This is a genomic window from Streptomyces sp. NPDC046197, assembly GCF_040646295.1.
Taxonomy (GTDB): domain Bacteria; phylum Actinomycetota; class Actinomycetes; order Streptomycetales; family Streptomycetaceae; genus Streptomyces.
Map to the genome: position 1 here is coordinate 331,563 of NZ_JBEYZY010000002.1, position 16,580 is coordinate 348,142.

Genomic DNA, 16,580 nt, shown 5'->3' on the forward strand with positions numbered 1-16,580 from the left:
ACTTTGCGTGACGTGCTGTTGCGGATTGAGTCCGGCTGGAGCCCGGTCTGCGAGCCGCGTGAGCCCGGGGGTGCTGAGTGGGGAGTTCTTGGGCTGGGCGCTGTCACGTCGGGGACGTTCCTGGCGAACGAGGCGAAGAGGTTGCCGTCGTCTCTTCCGCCGCGAGAGTCGCTTGAAGTTAAGCCCAATGACGTTCTGGTCGCGCGCGCGAATGGCTCCAAACGCCTAGTTGGGGTTGGCGTCGTGGTTCCCGAAAATGCGCGCGGCAGGCTGATTTTTCCGGATCTCGTGTATCGCCTCATCCCTGACCCGGGAATGCTGGACCCCCGCTATCTGGGAGTGATCGTGGCGGCCCCGGCGTTCCGACGCCAAGTCGAGTCAGCTATGCGTAGTACGAGCGGTCAGTTCAAGATCTCGAAGGCTGACCTCGGCGAATTTGTCGTCCCGGTGCCAGCTCTTGTTGAGCAGCGACGCGTCGTCGAGGTCTTGGACGCACTGGTCGAGAAGGAGCGGGCCATTGAGGCAGCGCTCCTCAAGCTGGAGTTTGTTGAGGAAGGGATGCTGCAGGACGCCTTCGGATCAAGAAATCCTGTAGGGGTCGTATCGGACCTTGGCGTTGTCGTAACTGGCGCTACCCCTCCACCTGATTGGGATTCCAGCACCCTAGAGGGTGGAATCCCGCTCTTCACGCCATCTCAAGTACGCGATGCTGAAGGTTCGCTCTCTGATCCCGAGAGAAGCATTGCCAGGTATCGTGCAGGAGATCTCCGGATGGTTCCAGCTGGATCTACGCTTGCCGTCTGTATCGGCTTTGGTGCTGGAAAAGTTGCCCTGTCCGCCGTAGAAAGCTGCACCAACCAGCAGATCAATGCCGTGATTCCGTATCAAGGTTTTGATCACCGCTTCGTCTATCTGGCGGTGCGGTCTGCGATGCGTCGGGCCAAGTCTTTGCTCAACCTGCAAGTCACGCCGATCATCAACAAGACCGACTTTTCGCAACTTCCCGTGGATCTGCCGTCGGAGGCGGAACAGAAGCGAATCGTTGAGCAGATCTGGGCTGTGCGAATGAAGAAGTCGGCACTTGTGGCCGAGAAGGTGAAGCTGGGGCGGTTGAGAGCAGGCCTTTCCGGTGACCTGCTACCCGTGGTTTGACGGCTTCGCAATCAGCTCGAACCACGCTTCCTTTCCGATGCCGCACTCCCTTCTCTCCGTGCCCCAGTCGTTCGACAGTGCCGCCACCAGCGCCAAGCCCCGGCCGGATTCGTCGTTCAGGGATGCATTGCCCGGCGTCGGGAGGGCGTCGTTCGCGTCGGTCACCGTTACGCGGACTCGGTCGTCCGTGACCACGCAGCGGGCCCAGATCTCGCGGCCAGCCGGGGCCTTCGCGTGGCGGTAGGCGTTTGTCATCAGCTCGCTCAGGAGGAGTTCGGCCGTGTCCGTCACCTCCTGCGGTAGTCCCCAGGACGCTGCCTGTTCGCGGAACAGTGCGCGTGCCCTGCTCACGCTGCGCGCGTGACGCGGCAGGCGCCACTCGATGTCCTTCGGGGCGGTCGTCGTGGGCAGCGGGGGCCACGGGGTCTGCATGCGCTTTTCATCCCTTGCGTGGAAGTTCTGGCGTTTGGCCAGATCACGGTCCCGGGTCGCGCGTAGCCTCACGAGTAACGGCGCGGGTACAGCAGGTGGTTGTACCCGTCGTGGACCCGGCGGAGGTGTGCGTGACGACCGAGGTGAACTCCCAGCCGCCGATCGCCTGGCGGTACTGCGGCAGCCAGATCAAGATGTGGCGCACGGAAGCCGGCATCGGTCGTGAGGCGCTGGCCAAGGAGGCCGGTTACGACTACGAGTACGTCAAGTCCATGGAGAACGGCCGCCGTCGGCCCACGCTGCGGTTACTGCAGGTCGCTGATCAAGTGTGTGGGGCGGGTGGGAAGCTCGTCGCGGCTCAGGAGTACCTGAAGCCGGAGCCGTTTCCGGCGCGCTCACAGGAGTTCATGGCCATCGAGGCCGAGGCCATCAGCTTCTCCTGTTACGAGTCCCTGCTCATTCCAGGCTTGCTGCAGACGGAGGAGTACGCGCGGGCTCTGATCGGAGGTAGTTGCCCGCCCCTCGATGATGAAACGGTCGCTGAGCGCGTGGCTGCCAGACTGCGCCGTCAGGAGGCGCTGACCCGGCGCATCAGCGTTCTCTACAGCTTCCTGATCTACGAAGCAGCGCTGCGGACGGAAGTCGGCGGTAGGGATGTCATGAGGGCGCAGCTCGGGCATCTCTTGGAAGTTGGCCGTCTCCGCAATGTGTCGGTACAAGCGCTGCTCGTCGGCCGGTGCAATGGCGTTGCCCTTGCCGGTCCCATCGTTCTGCTGGAGTCACCCGAGCACGACCACTTCGCGTACGTTGAAGGCCCGGAGGTGAGCGTGCTGCACGCCAGTCCGGACAAGGTGAGCGCACTGAACCAAAGGCATGCCATGATCCGCAGGCATGCCCTCAGTATTGAGGAGTCGGCTGAGTTCATCAGAAGGGTGGCGGAGGAGCTGTGAACGACAGCCTGGTGTGGTTCAAGTCCAGCTACAGCGACGACCAGGGCGGCAACTGCCTCGAAGTCGCCCTCGACTGGCGCAAGTCCAGCCACAGCAGTGACTACACCGGCAACTGCGTCGAAGTCGCCCCCTGCCCCCACACCATCCGCGTCCGAGACTCGAAGCTCGGCCCTCAGAGCCCCCGGTTCCAGGTCGCCGGGGCGGCCTGGACCGCGTTCGTCGCGTACACCCGTACCGGCGCTTGAGCTTCGAGAACCAAGGGCCGGGAGTCGAGCGCCGTTTGTGAGGAATGGGTGGTTGGTTTGAACCCACCACCCACCCTCCCCGAGCCGCGACCGCCAGTCGCCCAGCGCTCAACTTGCGGCCTCACCGGCGTACATGACTTTTCGTGATCGGCTTGCGACGCGCCGTTGTCACCCTCTAGCGTTCGCGACAACAAACAACCCCGGTCGGGTGTTAGCAGCACCCGCCGGGGTCTAACCTCAAGATCGAACAGGACGATCTCGTGGCTTGCGAAAACTCTAACGCTGCCCTGCCCGCCCCCGCACACCCCATGGCCAACCCCGGCTACGGAAAACGCACTGTCCCGGGCGAGCCCGGCGCCGACCTCCGCGCCGCCGCCGACTTCTCGCACCTCCCCGCCCGCGAGGCCTACATCGCCGCATTCATCGACCGGCTGCGCGATGGCGCCGCCATGGACATCAAGAGCCTCGCCAATGCCCTGCCCCTGCATGGTCAGCAGGCCGTCAGCAGCGCCCTCACGGCCTTGTCTCGCGCCGGGCACCTCCACCGCGCTCGCGGACTGGCCGCTACCGGCGACAACGGCACCCGCTGGGTCTTCCGTACGTACTGGTCCCGCGTCGCACGGGATGATGCCTGGTGGGGTGCCTTCCTGGGCGGCGGTGAGGCTCCCGCCTCGGACAGCCCCACCGTCCCCGACGTCAACCCGGCGCCCGACCACACCACCCCATCCACCGATCCGGTAGCCGAGCCCGCGCTCACAGGGCCGCACACCACCACCGCCTACCGACTCCTCGCCCGCCTCGGCACCTTCGAACCACGGCTGACCCTCTCCGCCACCGACTGCGACGCCCTCACCGACCTGGTCGTCCCCTGGCTGGAGCGGGGTGCCAGCACGGTCACCCTCATCCAGGCCCTCACCGCCGGCCTGCCCGACGCCGTTCACGCGCCGCGCGGCTTCGTCACCCGCCGACTGCGGGACAAGCTGCCGCCCGAGCCGGTGCCCGCCTCCGTACCGGCGGCCTCGGACGAGCCCCACCTGGACCGCCCCCGCCGTCTCATGCCGGAGTGCACCGAGTGCGGCGTCCCAGGCCGCCCCGCGGCCTTCGTCGGCGGCCTGTGCCGGGGCTGTCGTAGCGTCACAACGGGCACCCGCACAACAGTGCCCTCGCAGCCCCGCAGGGAGAGCGCGGCCGTCCTCGCCCGCGAAGCCCTCGCCGCCCGCGACCGTCGACAATCAGCCAAATCCCGTCCCAGCACGGCAAGACAGCCCTCGTAGCTGCGCGGACTCCTGTCACCCAAGCCGCACAGGTCGCAGAATGAGGGAACGGTCAACGGCTTGACGGTCGTTGCCCGAGCGGCAGCGCGGTCGCACGGGAGGGGCACGGGGTACATGGCGCGGGGCACGGCCGAGCGGGACGAGACGGAACAGCCGATCATCGACCAGCTGAAGGCGATGGGATGGCGGCACCTCCACGGACCCGACCTCAGCAAGGCGGACCCCGACGGCGACGAGCGCGCCTACAGCGACCTGCTCCTGCTGAAGCGGCTGCGCTCCGCAGTCCGACGCGTCAACCGGCTCCCCGGCGACGGCGGCCCCTGGATGACGGACGCGGACGCCGACGCCGCCATCGACGACCTGCGCCGTGCGGCACGCAATGTCGCAACCACTTCTCTCATCTCCGTCAATGGCGAAGTGACCAGCCGACTGATCAAGGGCACCCCGGTCACCGGTGACGAGGAGCACCACCACGGCTCGACCGTGCACGCCCAGTTCATCGACTGGGACCTGGAGGGTCTGGGCGACGCCGAGATCCTGAAGAAGAACGATTTCCTCGTCGTCGATCAGCTCCGCGTGCGGACCTTCGACGGGGCGGAGATCATCCTCGACCTCGTGCTGTTCGTGAACGGCGTCCCCATCGCCGTCGTCGAATGCAAGGCCCCGGATGTCAAGGACGCCATCGGCGAGGCCATTCGTGATCTGCGCGGGTACGCCGGCGTACCGCTGGACGACGACAGCGGACGGGACCGCCGTGACGTGCGCTCCCAGGTACCCGAGTTCTTCGCCCCCGTACAGTTGCTCATCGCCGCCGCCGGTCAGCACGCGGCGCTCGGCACCATCACGTCCGACGAGAGCCACTTCGCGGCCTGGCGCAGCGTGACGCCGGACTTCGCCGACGACAAGGCCTTCGCCCGCGCGTTGCAGGAGGTGCGACGGGCCGACGGGACGCGGTTGCTGGAGCCGGGCGGGGCACCCACCGACCTGCATCGTCTCGTCGGCATCGTGCTCAAGCCCCGCAACCTGCTGAACATCGTGCGGCACTACGTCTTCGAGATGCCAGTGAAGGCCAAGCCGGGGGAGCCGCCCGTCATCGTCAAGGCCGTCTGCCGCCACCAGCAGTACCGTGCCGTCGAGAAGATCGTGCGCAAGCTGCGTACCGGACGGACCGTGGACGATCCGGCCGCCACGCAGGACGAGCGCGGTGGTGTCATCTGGCACACCCAGGGCTCCGGCAAGAGCCTCACCATGGCCTTCCTCGCCCGCAGGCTGCAGACCAGCCGGGATCCCGAACTGAACCGCTTCACCCTGCTGGTCGTCACCGACCGCAGGCAGCTGGAGCAGCAGTTGAGCGCCGCGGTTCGGATCAGCGGGTCCGACGTGCGGGTCGCGCAGTCCCGCTCCGACGTCGAGGGCATGCTGGAGCGCGCGGGCAGGCACGGCGGACGCGCCGTCATCTTCACCATGATCCAGAAGTACCTCGGGCGGATTCCCGGCGTCGTCGGCACCGGAGAGGGCGAGTCCAGCGACGACCGTGACCCGGTGGCCGACTTCGAGGCGACGCAGGAGCGCCTGGCCGAGGGCGCGTCCGCCGAGGAGGCGTCCGACCCCGCGCCCGGAGAAGAGGTCGTCGACGAGGTGCGCCGCCGGTTCACCGAGTGCAGCCCTTCGCCGTACGTCCTCGTACTCGTCGACGAGGCGCACCGGTCCCACACCTCCGTACTGCACGCCTGCCTGCGTGACTCCGTGCCGAAGGCGGCCCGTGTCGGCTTCACGGGTACGCCGATCATGAAGGGCCGGCGCAAGCACACCGGACGCATCTTCGGACTGGAGGCAGACGGCACGTTCCTCGACTCGTACCTCATGGACGAGGCGGAGAGGGACAAGGTCGTCGTGCCTGTGCGCTACGAGGGCCGTACGGGCCCGGCCGGGGTGCGCGACAAGGACGAGCTGAACGGGAAGTTCGAGAACCTGATCGCCCAGTTGCAGGCCGGTCAGCAGGCGAAGATGCGCAAGCTGCTCAAACCGACCAGCCGTACCGTCGCCGAGTCGCTTCCCGTGATCCGCGCCAAGGCCCAGGACATGCTGGAGCACTACGTCACCGGCCCGTTGACCGGAGGGTTCAAGGCGCAGGTCGCGGCGGTGAGCCGCAGCGCCGCCGTGCTGTACCGGCACATGCTCAACGAGGCCCGTGCCGAACTCCTGGCCAGAGTGCGGAGCTTCGACCCCGAGACGCTGCGGCACAAGGACCTCGCCGACTACACCTGGGACGATCTGGTGCTGCTGCGGGCCTGGCAGTACCAGGAGATCCTGCGTCGGATCGACTTCGTACCGGTCATCTCCGCCGGGAGCGAGAAGAAGCGCGGGCAATGGCGTGAGTGGACCGACCCGGTGGCCCAAGAGGAGCATGTCGAGCGTTTCCTGGAGCCGTTCCCGCAGCTCCCGCCGGACAACCCGTGGGTGACGCACCACATCCCCGAGGACGACCCCGTGCCGGCGGGCGGCATCGGCCGTAACCCCTGGAGCGGGTTGGCCACACCGCACGTCGAGGAACCGAGGCCCGTCGCCTTCCTCATCGTGAAGTCCATGCTGCTCACCGGGTTCGACGCACCCATCGAGCAGGCGCTGTACCTCGACCGCCCGATCCAGGACGCCGAACTGCTCCAGGCCATCGCTCGCGTTAACCGCCCGCGCCGGGGCAAGTACGAGGGGCGTGTCGTGGACTACTACGGCGTGCTGAGCGACCTGGCGGTCACCCTGCCCGCGTACAAGGGCGACGGGCGCACGCTTCAGACCGTCAGCAGCCTCGACGAGGTCGAGGTGCCGGAGATGCGGGAGGCCGCGAAGGCACTGCGGGACTTCCTCAGCGATCTGGGCATCACCGGCCTCGACACTCCCGGCGGCATCGCCCAGGGCATGCTCACGCTCGGCGACGAGGGCGCGCGATCCGAGTTCGACACCCGTATGAGTCGCTTCACCTCCGCGCTGGAGCGCGTCCTGCCGCACGAGGCGGCGCTGAAGCTGGTGCCCGAGGCCCGGAACTGGACGCTGCTGCAGAAGCGGGTACGGCGGCACTACCGGGACGCCGAGGGCGGAACCTTCTCCGTACGGGCGTACGGACGCAAGGTGCGCGCCATGGTGGCGGACCACCTCGAACTGCCCGAGATCAATCAGGTCATCGCGCCGGTCTCCATCCTGGCCCCGGACTTCGACGAGGTGGTGGCGCGCATCCCGGGCGTGCGGGAATCCGCCGCCGAGCAGGTGCAGGCGCTGCGCTACCACCTGGAGGAGAGGCGGCAGTCGGAGGACCGGCCCGTGCTGCGGACGATCTCCGAGGAACTGGAGGCGATCCTCGAGGAGTTCGCGGGGCGCTGGGACGAGATCAAGGTGCGCATCGGCCCGCTGATCGACCGGGCCCGACAGGCTGAGGAGGTCGATCCGGAGGTCGCCGACCTGACACCGGCCGAGCAGCAGCTCTACACGAAACTCTCCGACCGCATGACCGAGGACCCGGCCTTCGACCTTCCCGATCCCGCTCTGCTCAGGAGCGTCACGGTCGAACTCGCCGCGATCATAGAGCGGCATGTGTCGAGTGCCGCCTGGTCGGACAACGAGGCCAGCCTGGACTCGCTGCAGAGCGCGCTCTGGCGTGAACTGCGCCGGGCGGGCGTCAAGCCGAGGGAACGCGCCAGGGAGCCCCTGCGCAATCTCTCGCAGGTGCTGACCGGGCACGCCCAGCGGCATGCGGCGGCGTTCCGGGCGGCGGCTCGGGGACAATAGGCCGCGTGCCGACGACAGCCGACCCGCGAGACCCGTGCCGAACCGTCCTGGAGGACGGTCAGGTGATCGTCGTGGGAGGCAGGGAGTTCCGGGTGGTCGTCAGCGGACGCCGCCGACGTCTCGGGCTCACGGTGGAACGCGACGGATCCCTCGTCCTGCGCGCGCCGCAGGGCTGCGATGCCGAGCGGGCGCAGACCTTCCTTCGGGATGGGGAAACTTGGTTGGCCGACAAGCTACGACGGCGTGAGGGTCATCCCCCGGCCCACCCCGTGCGTGAGTTCCGGGACGGTGAGACGTATGCCTATCTGGGCCGTGCCTACCGGCTCCGTATCAACGACGAAGAGCAGGCCACCGTCCGGCTCGTCGCCGGGCGGATGGTGATCGACAAAGGGCTCGTACGAGATCCGGTCGCCGCAAGACGTGCCCTCATCGGCTGGTATCGGCGTGCGGGACAGCGCTGGGCACAGGGAAGGCTTCAGCCGTGGGCCGCGCGGATGGAGGTCCGGGAGCCGGACATCGTCGTACGCGATGTCGGCAACCGGTGGGGGACCTACCGGCCGGGTGACGGCGCTCGCGGGACCATGGCGCTGCACTGGGCCCTGTTCCAGCTGCCCGCTCACCTGGTCGACTACGTCATCGCCCACGAACTCGCTCACATCAGGGTCCCGGGGCACGGAGCTGACTACTGGTCTCTGCTTCGACAGGCCATCCCCGAGTGCGAGGAGCGCAAGCAGGAGCTGGATGACCTCGGTCGTCGGCTGTGGCTCGGAGATCTTCGAAAAGAGTCCTGACGCCTCCGATTACAAGAGGGGGCCTCACACCACCCGCGTAGCCCCCGCGAACGGCATCTCGTCGATCGGGGCCAGACGGACCGGGGCCGAGGGGTTGGGGGCGTGGATCATCAGGCCGTTGCCGACGTAGAGGCCGACGTGGCTGATCCCGGAGTAGAAGAACACCAGGTCGCCGGGGAGCAGTTCGGAGCGCGCGACGCGGCGGCCTGCGTCGATCTGGGCGTAGGTGGTCCGCGGGAGCGAGATGCCCACGGACCGGTACGCCGCCTGGACCAGGCCCGAGCAGTCGAAGGCGTCGGGGCCCGTGGCGCCCCAGACGTACGGGCTGCCGAGCTTCTGGTAGGCGTAGGCGACGGCCGCCGCCGCACGCGAGGTGGGGGCCGCGACCGATCCCGGGGTGGCGAGCGCCCCCCTCGCACCGGCGCCGGAACGGGAGACGCGCCCGGTGTCCCCGCCCTGGCCGAGCGCCGCCCGCTGCTCGGGCGACAGCCGGGACAGCAGGCGCCGGGCCTCGCCCAGCTTGCCGTTGATCGTCGTCTGCTGCCGCCTCAGTTCGGCCTGCCGCGACCGCAGCGAGGACAGCTCGACACGGGCGGCCCCGCGCAACTGCTCGATCTCCCGCAGCTGCTGCCGTACGCGCGCCAGGGCCGCCGTCTGCCGGGCACCCGCCCGCTCGGCGAACTCGGCGCCCTCCAGGTAGTGCTGGGGATCGCCGGAAAGCACCAGGTGCACCGTGGGGTCGATGCCGCCGTCCCGGTACTGCGCCCTGGCGATCGAACCGAGCGCATCCCGTGCCGAGTTCAGCCTCTCCTGCTCGCGCGCCGCCTCGTCCCGCAGCGTGTTCAGCCGTTTCCCGGCCGCGTCCGCCTTCTCCTTGGCGCCGTTGTACTTCTCGGTGGCGACCTCCGCCTCCTGGTACAGCTTGTCCACCTCGGCCCTGACCTGCTCCGGCGTCGGCTGCGGCCCGGCGTGTCCGGTGCCGTCGAAGCCCGTCGCGGTCGCCGCGCCCGCCAGGGCGATGGTGGCGGCGGTACGGGCGGTGCCCCCGCCGAGCGAGCGCTGTCGGGGCTTGCGATGCGCTGCCACGTGGACCGTCACGTCCCTTCTACGACCGCGACGTCCCCCGGGTTGGACCGTGGGGCGGCTGTCACGTCCGGCGGCGGCTCGCACAGGGGGAGCAGGCCGCCGCCGGACCTTCTCGGCGGTGGTGTCCGACTGCCGCCCTGGCCCGGGCGGCGATGGGGAGCCGGTCACCTGGGGGAGGACGCTAAACCTGTCCGTGTCCGCCCGGTAACGCCAAGTACGGAACTGGCGACAGCCGTGCGGCGGGTGACCGCATGTGACCGTGATCCCGGCGGGAGGGCGTCGGCTTCACGCGGAGCGATGACCGATGCGGCGGTTCGGGACGGGGCGGGGACGGCGGAGTGCTATGGGGGCGCCTTGGGGGCGCATCCACACACCCAGCGGTGCCGGCCGTGCGGCGGCCCGGTGTCCGGGGGCGGGAGGGCCTCTGGCTAGGCTCCCGCCTCATGGACGTACTCATCCATCTCTTCGTCGCCCTGCACATCATCGGCATCGCCGCGCTGCTCGGCGGTTTCCTCACCCAGATGAAGGCGATGGGCCGGGGTACGGCCCGGTTCGTGCCCGGGATGCTGCACGGTGCGCTGACCATGCTGGTCACCGGCGCCGTCCTGGTCGGGCTCAACCAGGCCGAGGGCCACCACGTCAACACCGTCAAGATCGGCGTGAAGCTGGCGCTGCTGGTCGTGATCCTCGGCCTGGTCTACGTCAAGCGGGACGAGGAAACGGTGGACAAGCGGCTGTTCGGCCTGGTGGGCCTGCTGACCATGGTGAACATCTTCATCGCCGTGCTGTGGACGTGAGACGGCCCCCGTGCCGCGCGTCGGCAGCAGGGGGGCCGGTGCCGCCCGTGCGTCAGGCCGGGCGCACCACGCTGTGGATCGCCGACTCGCCGCCGTAGTAGATCGACTCCTCGCGGACGTAGGCGCCGGGCTTCGGGGCGTGGATCATCATGCCGTTGCCGATGTAGAGGCCGACGTGGCTGATGTCGTCGTAGAAGAAGACCAGGTCGCCGGGCCGCGCCTCGGAGAGCGGGACCGTCGTCCCCGCGTTGACCTGGTCGTACGTCGTGCGCGGCAGGCTGACGCCGGCGGCTCTCCACGCGGCCTGGGTGAGGCCGGAGCAGTCGTACGAGCCGGGGCCGGTCGCGCCCCAGACGTACGGCTTGCCGATCTGGGCGCGGGCGAAGGCGAGGGCCTTGTCGGCCTTGCTGGTGTAGGAGGAGCCGGACGACGAGGAACCCGTTGAGGATCCCGAGCTCCCGGCAGGCCCGGCGGACCCGGAGGTCCCCGTGGCGGGGGCCGAGGTGCTGTTCTGTCGCTGGGCGGCCTGCTCCTGCGCCTGCTGCTTCGCCAGTTCCGCGGCTCTGCGGGCGGCCTGCTCCCGCTTCTGCTCCTCGATCGCGGCGAGCCGCGCCTTCTCCTCGGTGTTCAGCTTGGACAGCAGTTCGCGCGCGTCGGCCAGCTTCTTCTGGACGGTGGCCTTGGCCGTCTTGATGTCGCCCTGCGACTCGGACAGCGTTTCGAGGCTCTGGGTGGCCTCCCGGCGCTTCTTCATGGTCGCGGACTGCTGGGTGACGTAGTCGTCGACCATGCCCTTCTGACGCGCGGTGAGCCGGCTCATCAGCTGGGCCTGGTCGAAGTATCCCTCCGGAGTGTCCGCCAGCAGGAAGGTGGCGGTGTCCGGTGCGGCGGCTCCGGTGCGGTACTGGGCCGCGGCGAAGGAGCCCAGCTTCTCGCGCGCCTTGTTGAGCATGTCCGTGCGCCTGGCGACGTCGTCGAGGAGAGCGGCCACGCGCTTGCGCTGCTTGGCGGTGTTCTCCTTGGCCGCGTCGTACTTCTCGGTCGCCGACTCCGCCTGGCGGTACAGGTCGTCGACCTTCTTCTCGACCTCTTCGATGCTCGGCCTGCCGCCGGAGGGGGCGGCGTTGGCCGTCTGGGAGAGCAGGGCCACGGAGGTGATGGCGGCCGTGGCCAGCGCGGGGGTGCGCAGGCCTGCCGAGACCGTAACGGCGGGGCGCGTCTTGCGGTGCGACGCCAAGGGGGACGACTCCTTCCACGGTCCGCCTACCGGGTTAGCTGTCGGGTTCGGGCGGGTGGTTCGGAAGGGTTGCCCTACGGTCCTCGCGGGAGGGTCGGACCGATTCACCCCGGGGGTTCTGGGTGGGTCCCCGGCTCCGGCTCGCGTGTCGGCGATGCCGGACTCGGCGGAGGCCGCGCGGCCCGGCGACGGTTCGCCGGAAGGGGGTCGTGCGGCCCGACGGCACGGTAGCCAACTCGTGTGGCTGATGTGAAGGTTGATGTGCGATATGCCCGATACATTTTCGTAACCTCATTTGAAAATCACATCGACGTGACCACGCGGCTCCACAGCGTGAAGACACTGACCGGTCGCTGGGACGGGAAAGTTCCCGGCCCGGGGAGCGGGGACCGCTCGGCTTCCCGGCCCGGGGAGCGGGGACCGCTCGGCTTCCCGGGCCGTGGAGCGAGGACCGCCCGGCTCGGAAGGTTCGCGGAGTTTTCAGGGCGGCCACGGGTTGTCGGTGGGGCGCCCTAGACTCGTAGAGCGATGAGCAGCCTCTTTGACGACAGCTTCCTGGCGGACCTCCAGGCCTCCCACGGCCGCGAGGAAGAACCCGCACCGCCGCCCGAGGACGATCACGCTCCGGAGCCGGTTCCGGACGATCTGTTCGGCGGGAAGTTCGACCTGCCGCCGGACCGGGACGCGTACTACCGCGACGGCGCCCCGCGCCCGGCCGTGGACCCCGCCGTGCTCCTGGAGGGTCTCAACGAGAACCAGCGCGCCGCGGTCGTCCACTCCGGTTCGCCGCTGCTCATCGTGGCCGGCGCGGGCTCCGGCAAGACCCGCGTGCTCACCCACCGCATCGCCCACCTGCTCGGCGAGCGGGGCGTCCACCCCGGCCAGATCCTCGCGATCACCTTCACCAACAAGGCCGCGGGCGAGATGAAGGAACGCGTCGAGCAGCTCGTCGGCCCGCGCGCGAACGCCATGTGGGTGATGACCTTCCACAGCGCGTGCGTGCGCATCCTGCGCCGGGAGAGCAAGAAGCTCGGCTTCACCTCCTCCTTCTCGATCTACGACGCCGCCGACTCCAAGCGCCTGATGGCCCTGGTCTGCCGCGACCTGGACCTCGACCCCAAGCGCTATCCGCCGAAGTCGTTCAGCGCCAAGATCTCCAACCTGAAGAACGAGCTGATCGACGAGGAGGACTTCGCCGCCCAGGCCACCGACGGCTTCGAGAAGACCCTCGCCCAGGCCTACGCCCTCTACCAGTCGCGGCTGCGCGAGGCGAACGCCCTCGACTTCGACGACCTGATCATGACGACGGTCAACCTGCTGCGCGCCTTCCCCGATGTCGCCGAGCACTACCGCCGCCGCTTCCGCCACGTCCTCGTCGACGAGTACCAGGACACCAACCACGCGCAGTACGCCCTGGTACGGGAGCTCGTCGGCACCCTTGAGCACCCCGTGGACGTGCCGCCCGGCGAGGACGACCTCCGGCCTGCCGAGCTGTGCGTGGTCGGCGACGCCGACCAGTCCATCTACGCCTTCCGCGGTGCGACCATCCGCAACATCCTCCAGTTCGAGGAGGACTACCCGGACGCGACGACGATCCTGCTGGAGCAGAACTACCGCTCCACCCAGACGATCCTCTCCGCCGCCAACGCGGTCATCGAGCGCAACGAGTCCCGCCGCCCGAAGAACCTGTGGACCAACGCAGGCGCGGGCGCCCGCATCACCGGGTACGTCGCCGACACCGAGCACGACGAGGCCCAGTTCGTCGCAGACGAGATAGACCGCCTCGTCGACGCGGGCGAGGCCAGGGCCGGCGACGTCGCCGTCTTCTACCGCACCAACGCCCAGTCGCGTGTCTTCGAAGAGGTCTTCATCCGGGTCGGCCTGCCCTACAAGGTCGTCGGCGGCGTCCGCTTCTACGAGCGCAAGGAGGTCCGGGACGTCCTGGCCTACCTGCGGGTGCTGGCCAACCCCGAGGACTCGGTGCCGCTGCGCCGCATCCTGAACGTGCCCAAGCGCGGCATCGGCGACCGCGCCGAGGCGATGATCGACGCCCTCGCCCAGCGGGAGAGGATCAGCTTCCCGCAGGCCCTGCGCCGCGTCGACGAGGCGTACGGCATGGCCGCGCGGTCGACCAACGCCGTCAAGCGGTTCAACACGCTGATGGAGGACCTGCGCACCATCGTCGAGTCGGGCGCCGGCCCGGCCACGGTCCTGGAGGCGGTCCTCGAACGCACCGGCTACCTTGCCGAGTTGCAGGCCTCCACCGACCCCCAGGACGAGACCCGCATCGAGAACCTCCAGGAGCTCGCGGCCGTCGCCCTGGAGTTCGAGCAGGAGCGTGCAGAGGGCGAGCAGGGCACCCTGGCCGACTTCCTGGAACAGGTGGCCCTGGTCGCCGACTCCGACCAGATCCCCGACGAGGACGAGGACGGCTCCGGCGTCATCACCCTGATGACCCTGCACACCGCCAAGGGCCTGGAGTTCCCGGTGGTGTTCCTGACCGGCATGGAGGACGGCGTCTTCCCGCACATGCGGGCGCTCGGCCAGACCAAGGAGCTGGAGGAGGAGCGCCGCCTGGCGTACGTCGGCATCACCCGCGCGCGGGAGCGGCTGTACCTGACCCGCTCGGCGATGCGCAGCGCCTGGGGGCAGCCGTCGTACAACCCGCCCTCCCGCTTCCTGGAGGAGATCCCGGCGGCGCACGTCGACTGGAAGCGCATGGGGGCCATGGCTCCGGCGGCGTCCGGTCCGGCCGCCGGCGTGGCCGCCTCGCTGTCGTCGTCCCGGTCCCGCTCGTCGGCGTCCGGCGCCTCCGGCTTCGCCACGCGCCGGGCCGCCGACAAGCCGGTGGTGTCGCTGGCCGTCGGCGACCGGGTCACCCACGACCAGTTCGGCCTCGGCACGGTGGTCGCGGTCAAGGGCACGGGCGGCAACGCGGAGGCGACGATCGACTTCGGCGACGCCAAGCCGAAGCGCCTGCTGCTCCGGTACGCGCCGGTGGAGAAGCTGTAGCTCCATGAGGCGAGCCCCCGCTCGCTCGGCGGGGGCTCACTGGTGGGGGCTCACCGGTCGCCCGAGTCGGGCCTGCGCCGGTCCGCGCCGGGCTATGTCGGGTCGAGGTCGTGGCTGCGCAGCCAGGGCAGCGGGTCTATGGGCGCTCCTCCGGCGGGCCTGACCTCGAAGTGCAGGTGCGGGCCCGTCGAATTGCCGGAGTTGCCCGAGTATGCGATCGGCTGCCCGGCCTTCACGGTCGTTCCGGAAGCGACGCGGTAGCTGGAGAGGTGGCAGTACCACGTCTCCGTACCGTCCTTCGCGGTCACGATCATCATGTTGCCGTACGCGCTGTTCCACTGCGTACGGGCCGTGCCGTCGGTCGCGGCCATCACCGTCGTGCCGTAGGAGACGGGGAAGTCGATGCCGGTGTGCACGGACATCCAGTTCACGCCTGCCTGGCCGAAATAGGCGCTGAGCCCTTTCTGTGTGACCGGAAGCACGAACTTGGGACGCAGCCGCTCCTTGCGCGCCGCCTCCTCGGCAGCCTTCCGCTTGTCGGCCTCCTGCTGTGCCTTGAGGTCGATGCGCTCCTGCGTACGGCTGGCCCGGTCGGCGAAGTCGTCGGCGCCGGCCGACAGGCTCTGCAGCTGGCTGTCCAGCTTGTTGTTGGCGGCCGACGGCCGCACGGGGTGCGCGTCGGGGGCGGAGGCCGACGTGTCCTTGCCGCCGTCGGTCAGGGTGCCGACGGAGGCGGCGGCGATTCCGGCCACGCCCATCACACACGCCGAAGGCACGGCCACGGTCAGCAGCGCGGAACGTTTGGCCGGGCGGCGCCGAGAACGGCCCGCGCCGCGGGAGGCGGCACGCGGGGCCGGCGTGACCTCTTCCTGGTCGTCGAGCAGGGGAGTGACCGCGGGCAGCTCACCGGTGTCCGACAAGTCGCCCTCGCCGGAAGCGGTTTCGTCGTAGGAACCGGCCTCGAACGCGGCGGTCGCCGGGTCGTCCTCGACCTGCTCGAAGGTGGCGGTGGCCTGCTGGTCGAAGGGTTCGGGCTGCTGCTGCCCGTGCTCGTCGTACCCCTCGGTCGCCGTGGTGGTGCCGTCGGGTGCGCCGCCGGTGTTCCACTGTGTGGCGTCGTAGGCGCCGGTGTCGAAGCTCTGGGTGCCCCACTCCCACTGCTGCGTGTGGTCGGCGGCGGAGCCGGACGGGTCGGCCTGGAGCCAGGCGTTCGCGTCCCACTGTCCGGTGGCGTCGACGGGCGTGGCCTGCTGCGGCACCGTCGCGAGCTGCTGGTGGCCCATGCCCCAGGCGGTCGTGTCGTAGGCACCGGAGTCGTAGGCGGCGTGGTGCTGGGCCGCGTACGGGTCGTAGTGCGGGGTGTGGTGGCTGCCCGTGGCCCAGTGCGCGGTCTCGTACGTGCCGGTCGTGTGGTTTCCGGCCACCGGGAGATCACCGAAGAGCGGGTCGGTCGAGAAACTCGTCGTGCCGTGCGTGCCGGTGTGCAAACCGGTGGCGTCGTAGGTGTTGTACGTGGTGAAGTCGCCGTACGCGGCTTTCTGCCCGCCGTACGACGCGTAGTGCGCCGAGGCGGCATCGGAGGCCGGAGCCGGGGGCGTCACGGTCCCCGACGGGTGACGGTCGTTCACCAACTTCTCTTTCGCCTCGACAACAGGGGCTGCCAGAGCAGTGCGGCGACTGTACCCGGCGGTATGCGGGCGCGACAATCTTCGGCAGGTTTCCCGGGCGGGGGAAACGGGCAATCGCCCGTGTTTCGGGGGACTGCGGACGCGGCTTTGGCATTGCGTTCGAGATGTGTTCGACGCCGATGGCTCAATCGGACGC

Annotated in this window: 12 protein-coding genes and 1 riboswitch; of the genes, 8 read left to right on the top strand and 4 right to left on the bottom strand. The window is 69.2% G+C overall.

Features of this window, described 5'->3' with window-relative positions:
• Positions 1-12: 12 nt before the first annotated feature.
• The gene (locus AB0A61_RS04260; RefSeq protein ID WP_361285754.1) at positions 13-1,152 is read left to right on the top strand and encodes a restriction endonuclease subunit S; all 1,140 of its coding nucleotides are present in this window, start codon (positions 13-15) and stop codon (positions 1,150-1,152) included.
• Here AB0A61_RS04260 and AB0A61_RS04265 read toward each other — a convergent pair.
• Complete coding sequence (locus tag AB0A61_RS04265) at positions 1,138-1,584, bottom strand: ATP-binding protein (protein ID WP_361285757.1); 447 nt, start codon at positions 1,582-1,584, stop codon at positions 1,138-1,140. The genes AB0A61_RS04260 and AB0A61_RS04265 overlap by 15 nt on opposite strands.
• Before the next feature lie 131 nt (positions 1,585-1,715).
• Here AB0A61_RS04265 and AB0A61_RS04270 point away from each other — a divergent pair, with 131 nt between their 5' ends.
• The 5 genes from AB0A61_RS04270 to AB0A61_RS04290 all read left to right on the top strand — a co-directional run bounded on the left by AB0A61_RS04270 (position 1,716) and on the right by AB0A61_RS04290 (position 8,624).
• Positions 1,716-2,534: a helix-turn-helix transcriptional regulator gene (locus AB0A61_RS04270; RefSeq protein ID WP_361285760.1), complete on the top strand. Its 819-nt coding sequence runs from the start codon at positions 1,716-1,718 to the stop codon at positions 2,532-2,534.
• Positions 2,531-2,779: a DUF397 domain-containing protein gene (locus AB0A61_RS04275; protein WP_361285763.1), complete on the top strand. Its 249-nt coding sequence runs from the start codon at positions 2,531-2,533 to the stop codon at positions 2,777-2,779. The genes AB0A61_RS04270 and AB0A61_RS04275 overlap by 4 nt, the downstream gene beginning before the upstream one ends.
• Positions 2,780-3,087: 308 nt before the next feature.
• Positions 3,088-4,053, top strand: a complete 966-nt coding sequence (locus tag AB0A61_RS04280) for a MarR family transcriptional regulator (RefSeq protein ID WP_361285766.1) — start codon at positions 3,088-3,090, stop codon at positions 4,051-4,053.
• 114 nt (positions 4,054-4,167) lie between these two features.
• Entirely contained in the window at positions 4,168-7,833 is a 3,666-nt protein-coding gene (locus tag AB0A61_RS04285) for a type I restriction endonuclease (RefSeq protein ID WP_361285769.1), read from the top strand.
• A 5-nt stretch (positions 7,834-7,838) separates the two neighbouring features.
• The gene (locus tag AB0A61_RS04290) at positions 7,839-8,624 is read left to right on the top strand and encodes a SprT family zinc-dependent metalloprotease (RefSeq protein WP_361285772.1); all 786 of its coding nucleotides are present in this window, start codon (positions 7,839-7,841) and stop codon (positions 8,622-8,624) included.
• 24 nt (positions 8,625-8,648) lie between these two features.
• Here AB0A61_RS04290 and AB0A61_RS04295 read toward each other — a convergent pair whose 3' ends face one another.
• The gene (locus AB0A61_RS04295) at positions 8,649-9,710 is read right to left on the bottom strand and encodes an NlpC/P60 family protein (protein ID WP_361285775.1); all 1,062 of its coding nucleotides are present in this window, start codon (positions 9,708-9,710) and stop codon (positions 8,649-8,651) included.
• Between the two features lie 443 nt (positions 9,711-10,153).
• Between AB0A61_RS04295 and AB0A61_RS04300 the strand changes: the two genes are divergently transcribed.
• The gene (locus AB0A61_RS04300; RefSeq protein ID WP_361285777.1) at positions 10,154-10,507 is read left to right on the top strand and encodes a hypothetical protein; all 354 of its coding nucleotides are present in this window, start codon (positions 10,154-10,156) and stop codon (positions 10,505-10,507) included.
• A gap of 52 nt (positions 10,508-10,559) precedes the next feature.
• Here the strand turns inward: AB0A61_RS04300 and AB0A61_RS04305 are convergent, their stop codons facing one another.
• Positions 10,560-11,744, bottom strand: a complete 1,185-nt coding sequence (locus AB0A61_RS04305) for an NlpC/P60 family protein (protein ID WP_361285780.1) — start codon at positions 11,742-11,744, stop codon at positions 10,560-10,562.
• 7 nt (positions 11,745-11,751) lie between these two features.
• A riboswitch (cyclic di-AMP (ydaO/yuaA leader) is annotated at positions 11,752-11,908 on the bottom strand.
• A 364-nt stretch (positions 11,909-12,272) separates the two neighbouring features.
• Here AB0A61_RS04305 and pcrA point away from each other — a divergent pair.
• Entirely contained in the window at positions 12,273-14,756 is a 2,484-nt protein-coding gene (gene pcrA, locus AB0A61_RS04310) for a DNA helicase PcrA (protein WP_361285783.1), read from the top strand.
• Between the two features lie 92 nt (positions 14,757-14,848).
• On the opposite strand, the gene AB0A61_RS04315 is transcribed toward pcrA, so the two are convergent.
• Positions 14,849-16,384 (bottom strand): M23 family metallopeptidase, encoded by a 1,536-nt coding sequence (locus AB0A61_RS04315; RefSeq protein WP_361285786.1) that lies wholly within the window; start codon positions 16,382-16,384, stop codon positions 14,849-14,851.
• Positions 16,385-16,580 lie beyond the last annotated feature (196 nt).

Excerpts from the sequence above, each read along its gene's own strand:
- AB0A61_RS04265 (WP_361285757.1), bottom strand. The coding sequence starts at position 1,584 with ATGCAGACCCCGTGGCCCCCGCTGCCCACGACGACCGCCCCGAAGGAC.
- pcrA (WP_361285783.1), top strand. The coding sequence starts at position 12,273 with ATGAGCAGCCTCTTTGACGACAGCTTCCTGGCGGACCTCCAGGCCTCC.
- AB0A61_RS04285 (WP_361285769.1), top strand. The coding sequence starts at position 4,168 with ATGGCGCGGGGCACGGCCGAGCGGGACGAGACGGAACAGCCGATCATC.
- AB0A61_RS04280 (WP_361285766.1), top strand. The coding sequence starts at position 3,088 with ATGGCCAACCCCGGCTACGGAAAACGCACTGTCCCGGGCGAGCCCGGC.
- AB0A61_RS04300 (WP_361285777.1), top strand. The coding sequence starts at position 10,154 with ATGGACGTACTCATCCATCTCTTCGTCGCCCTGCACATCATCGGCATC.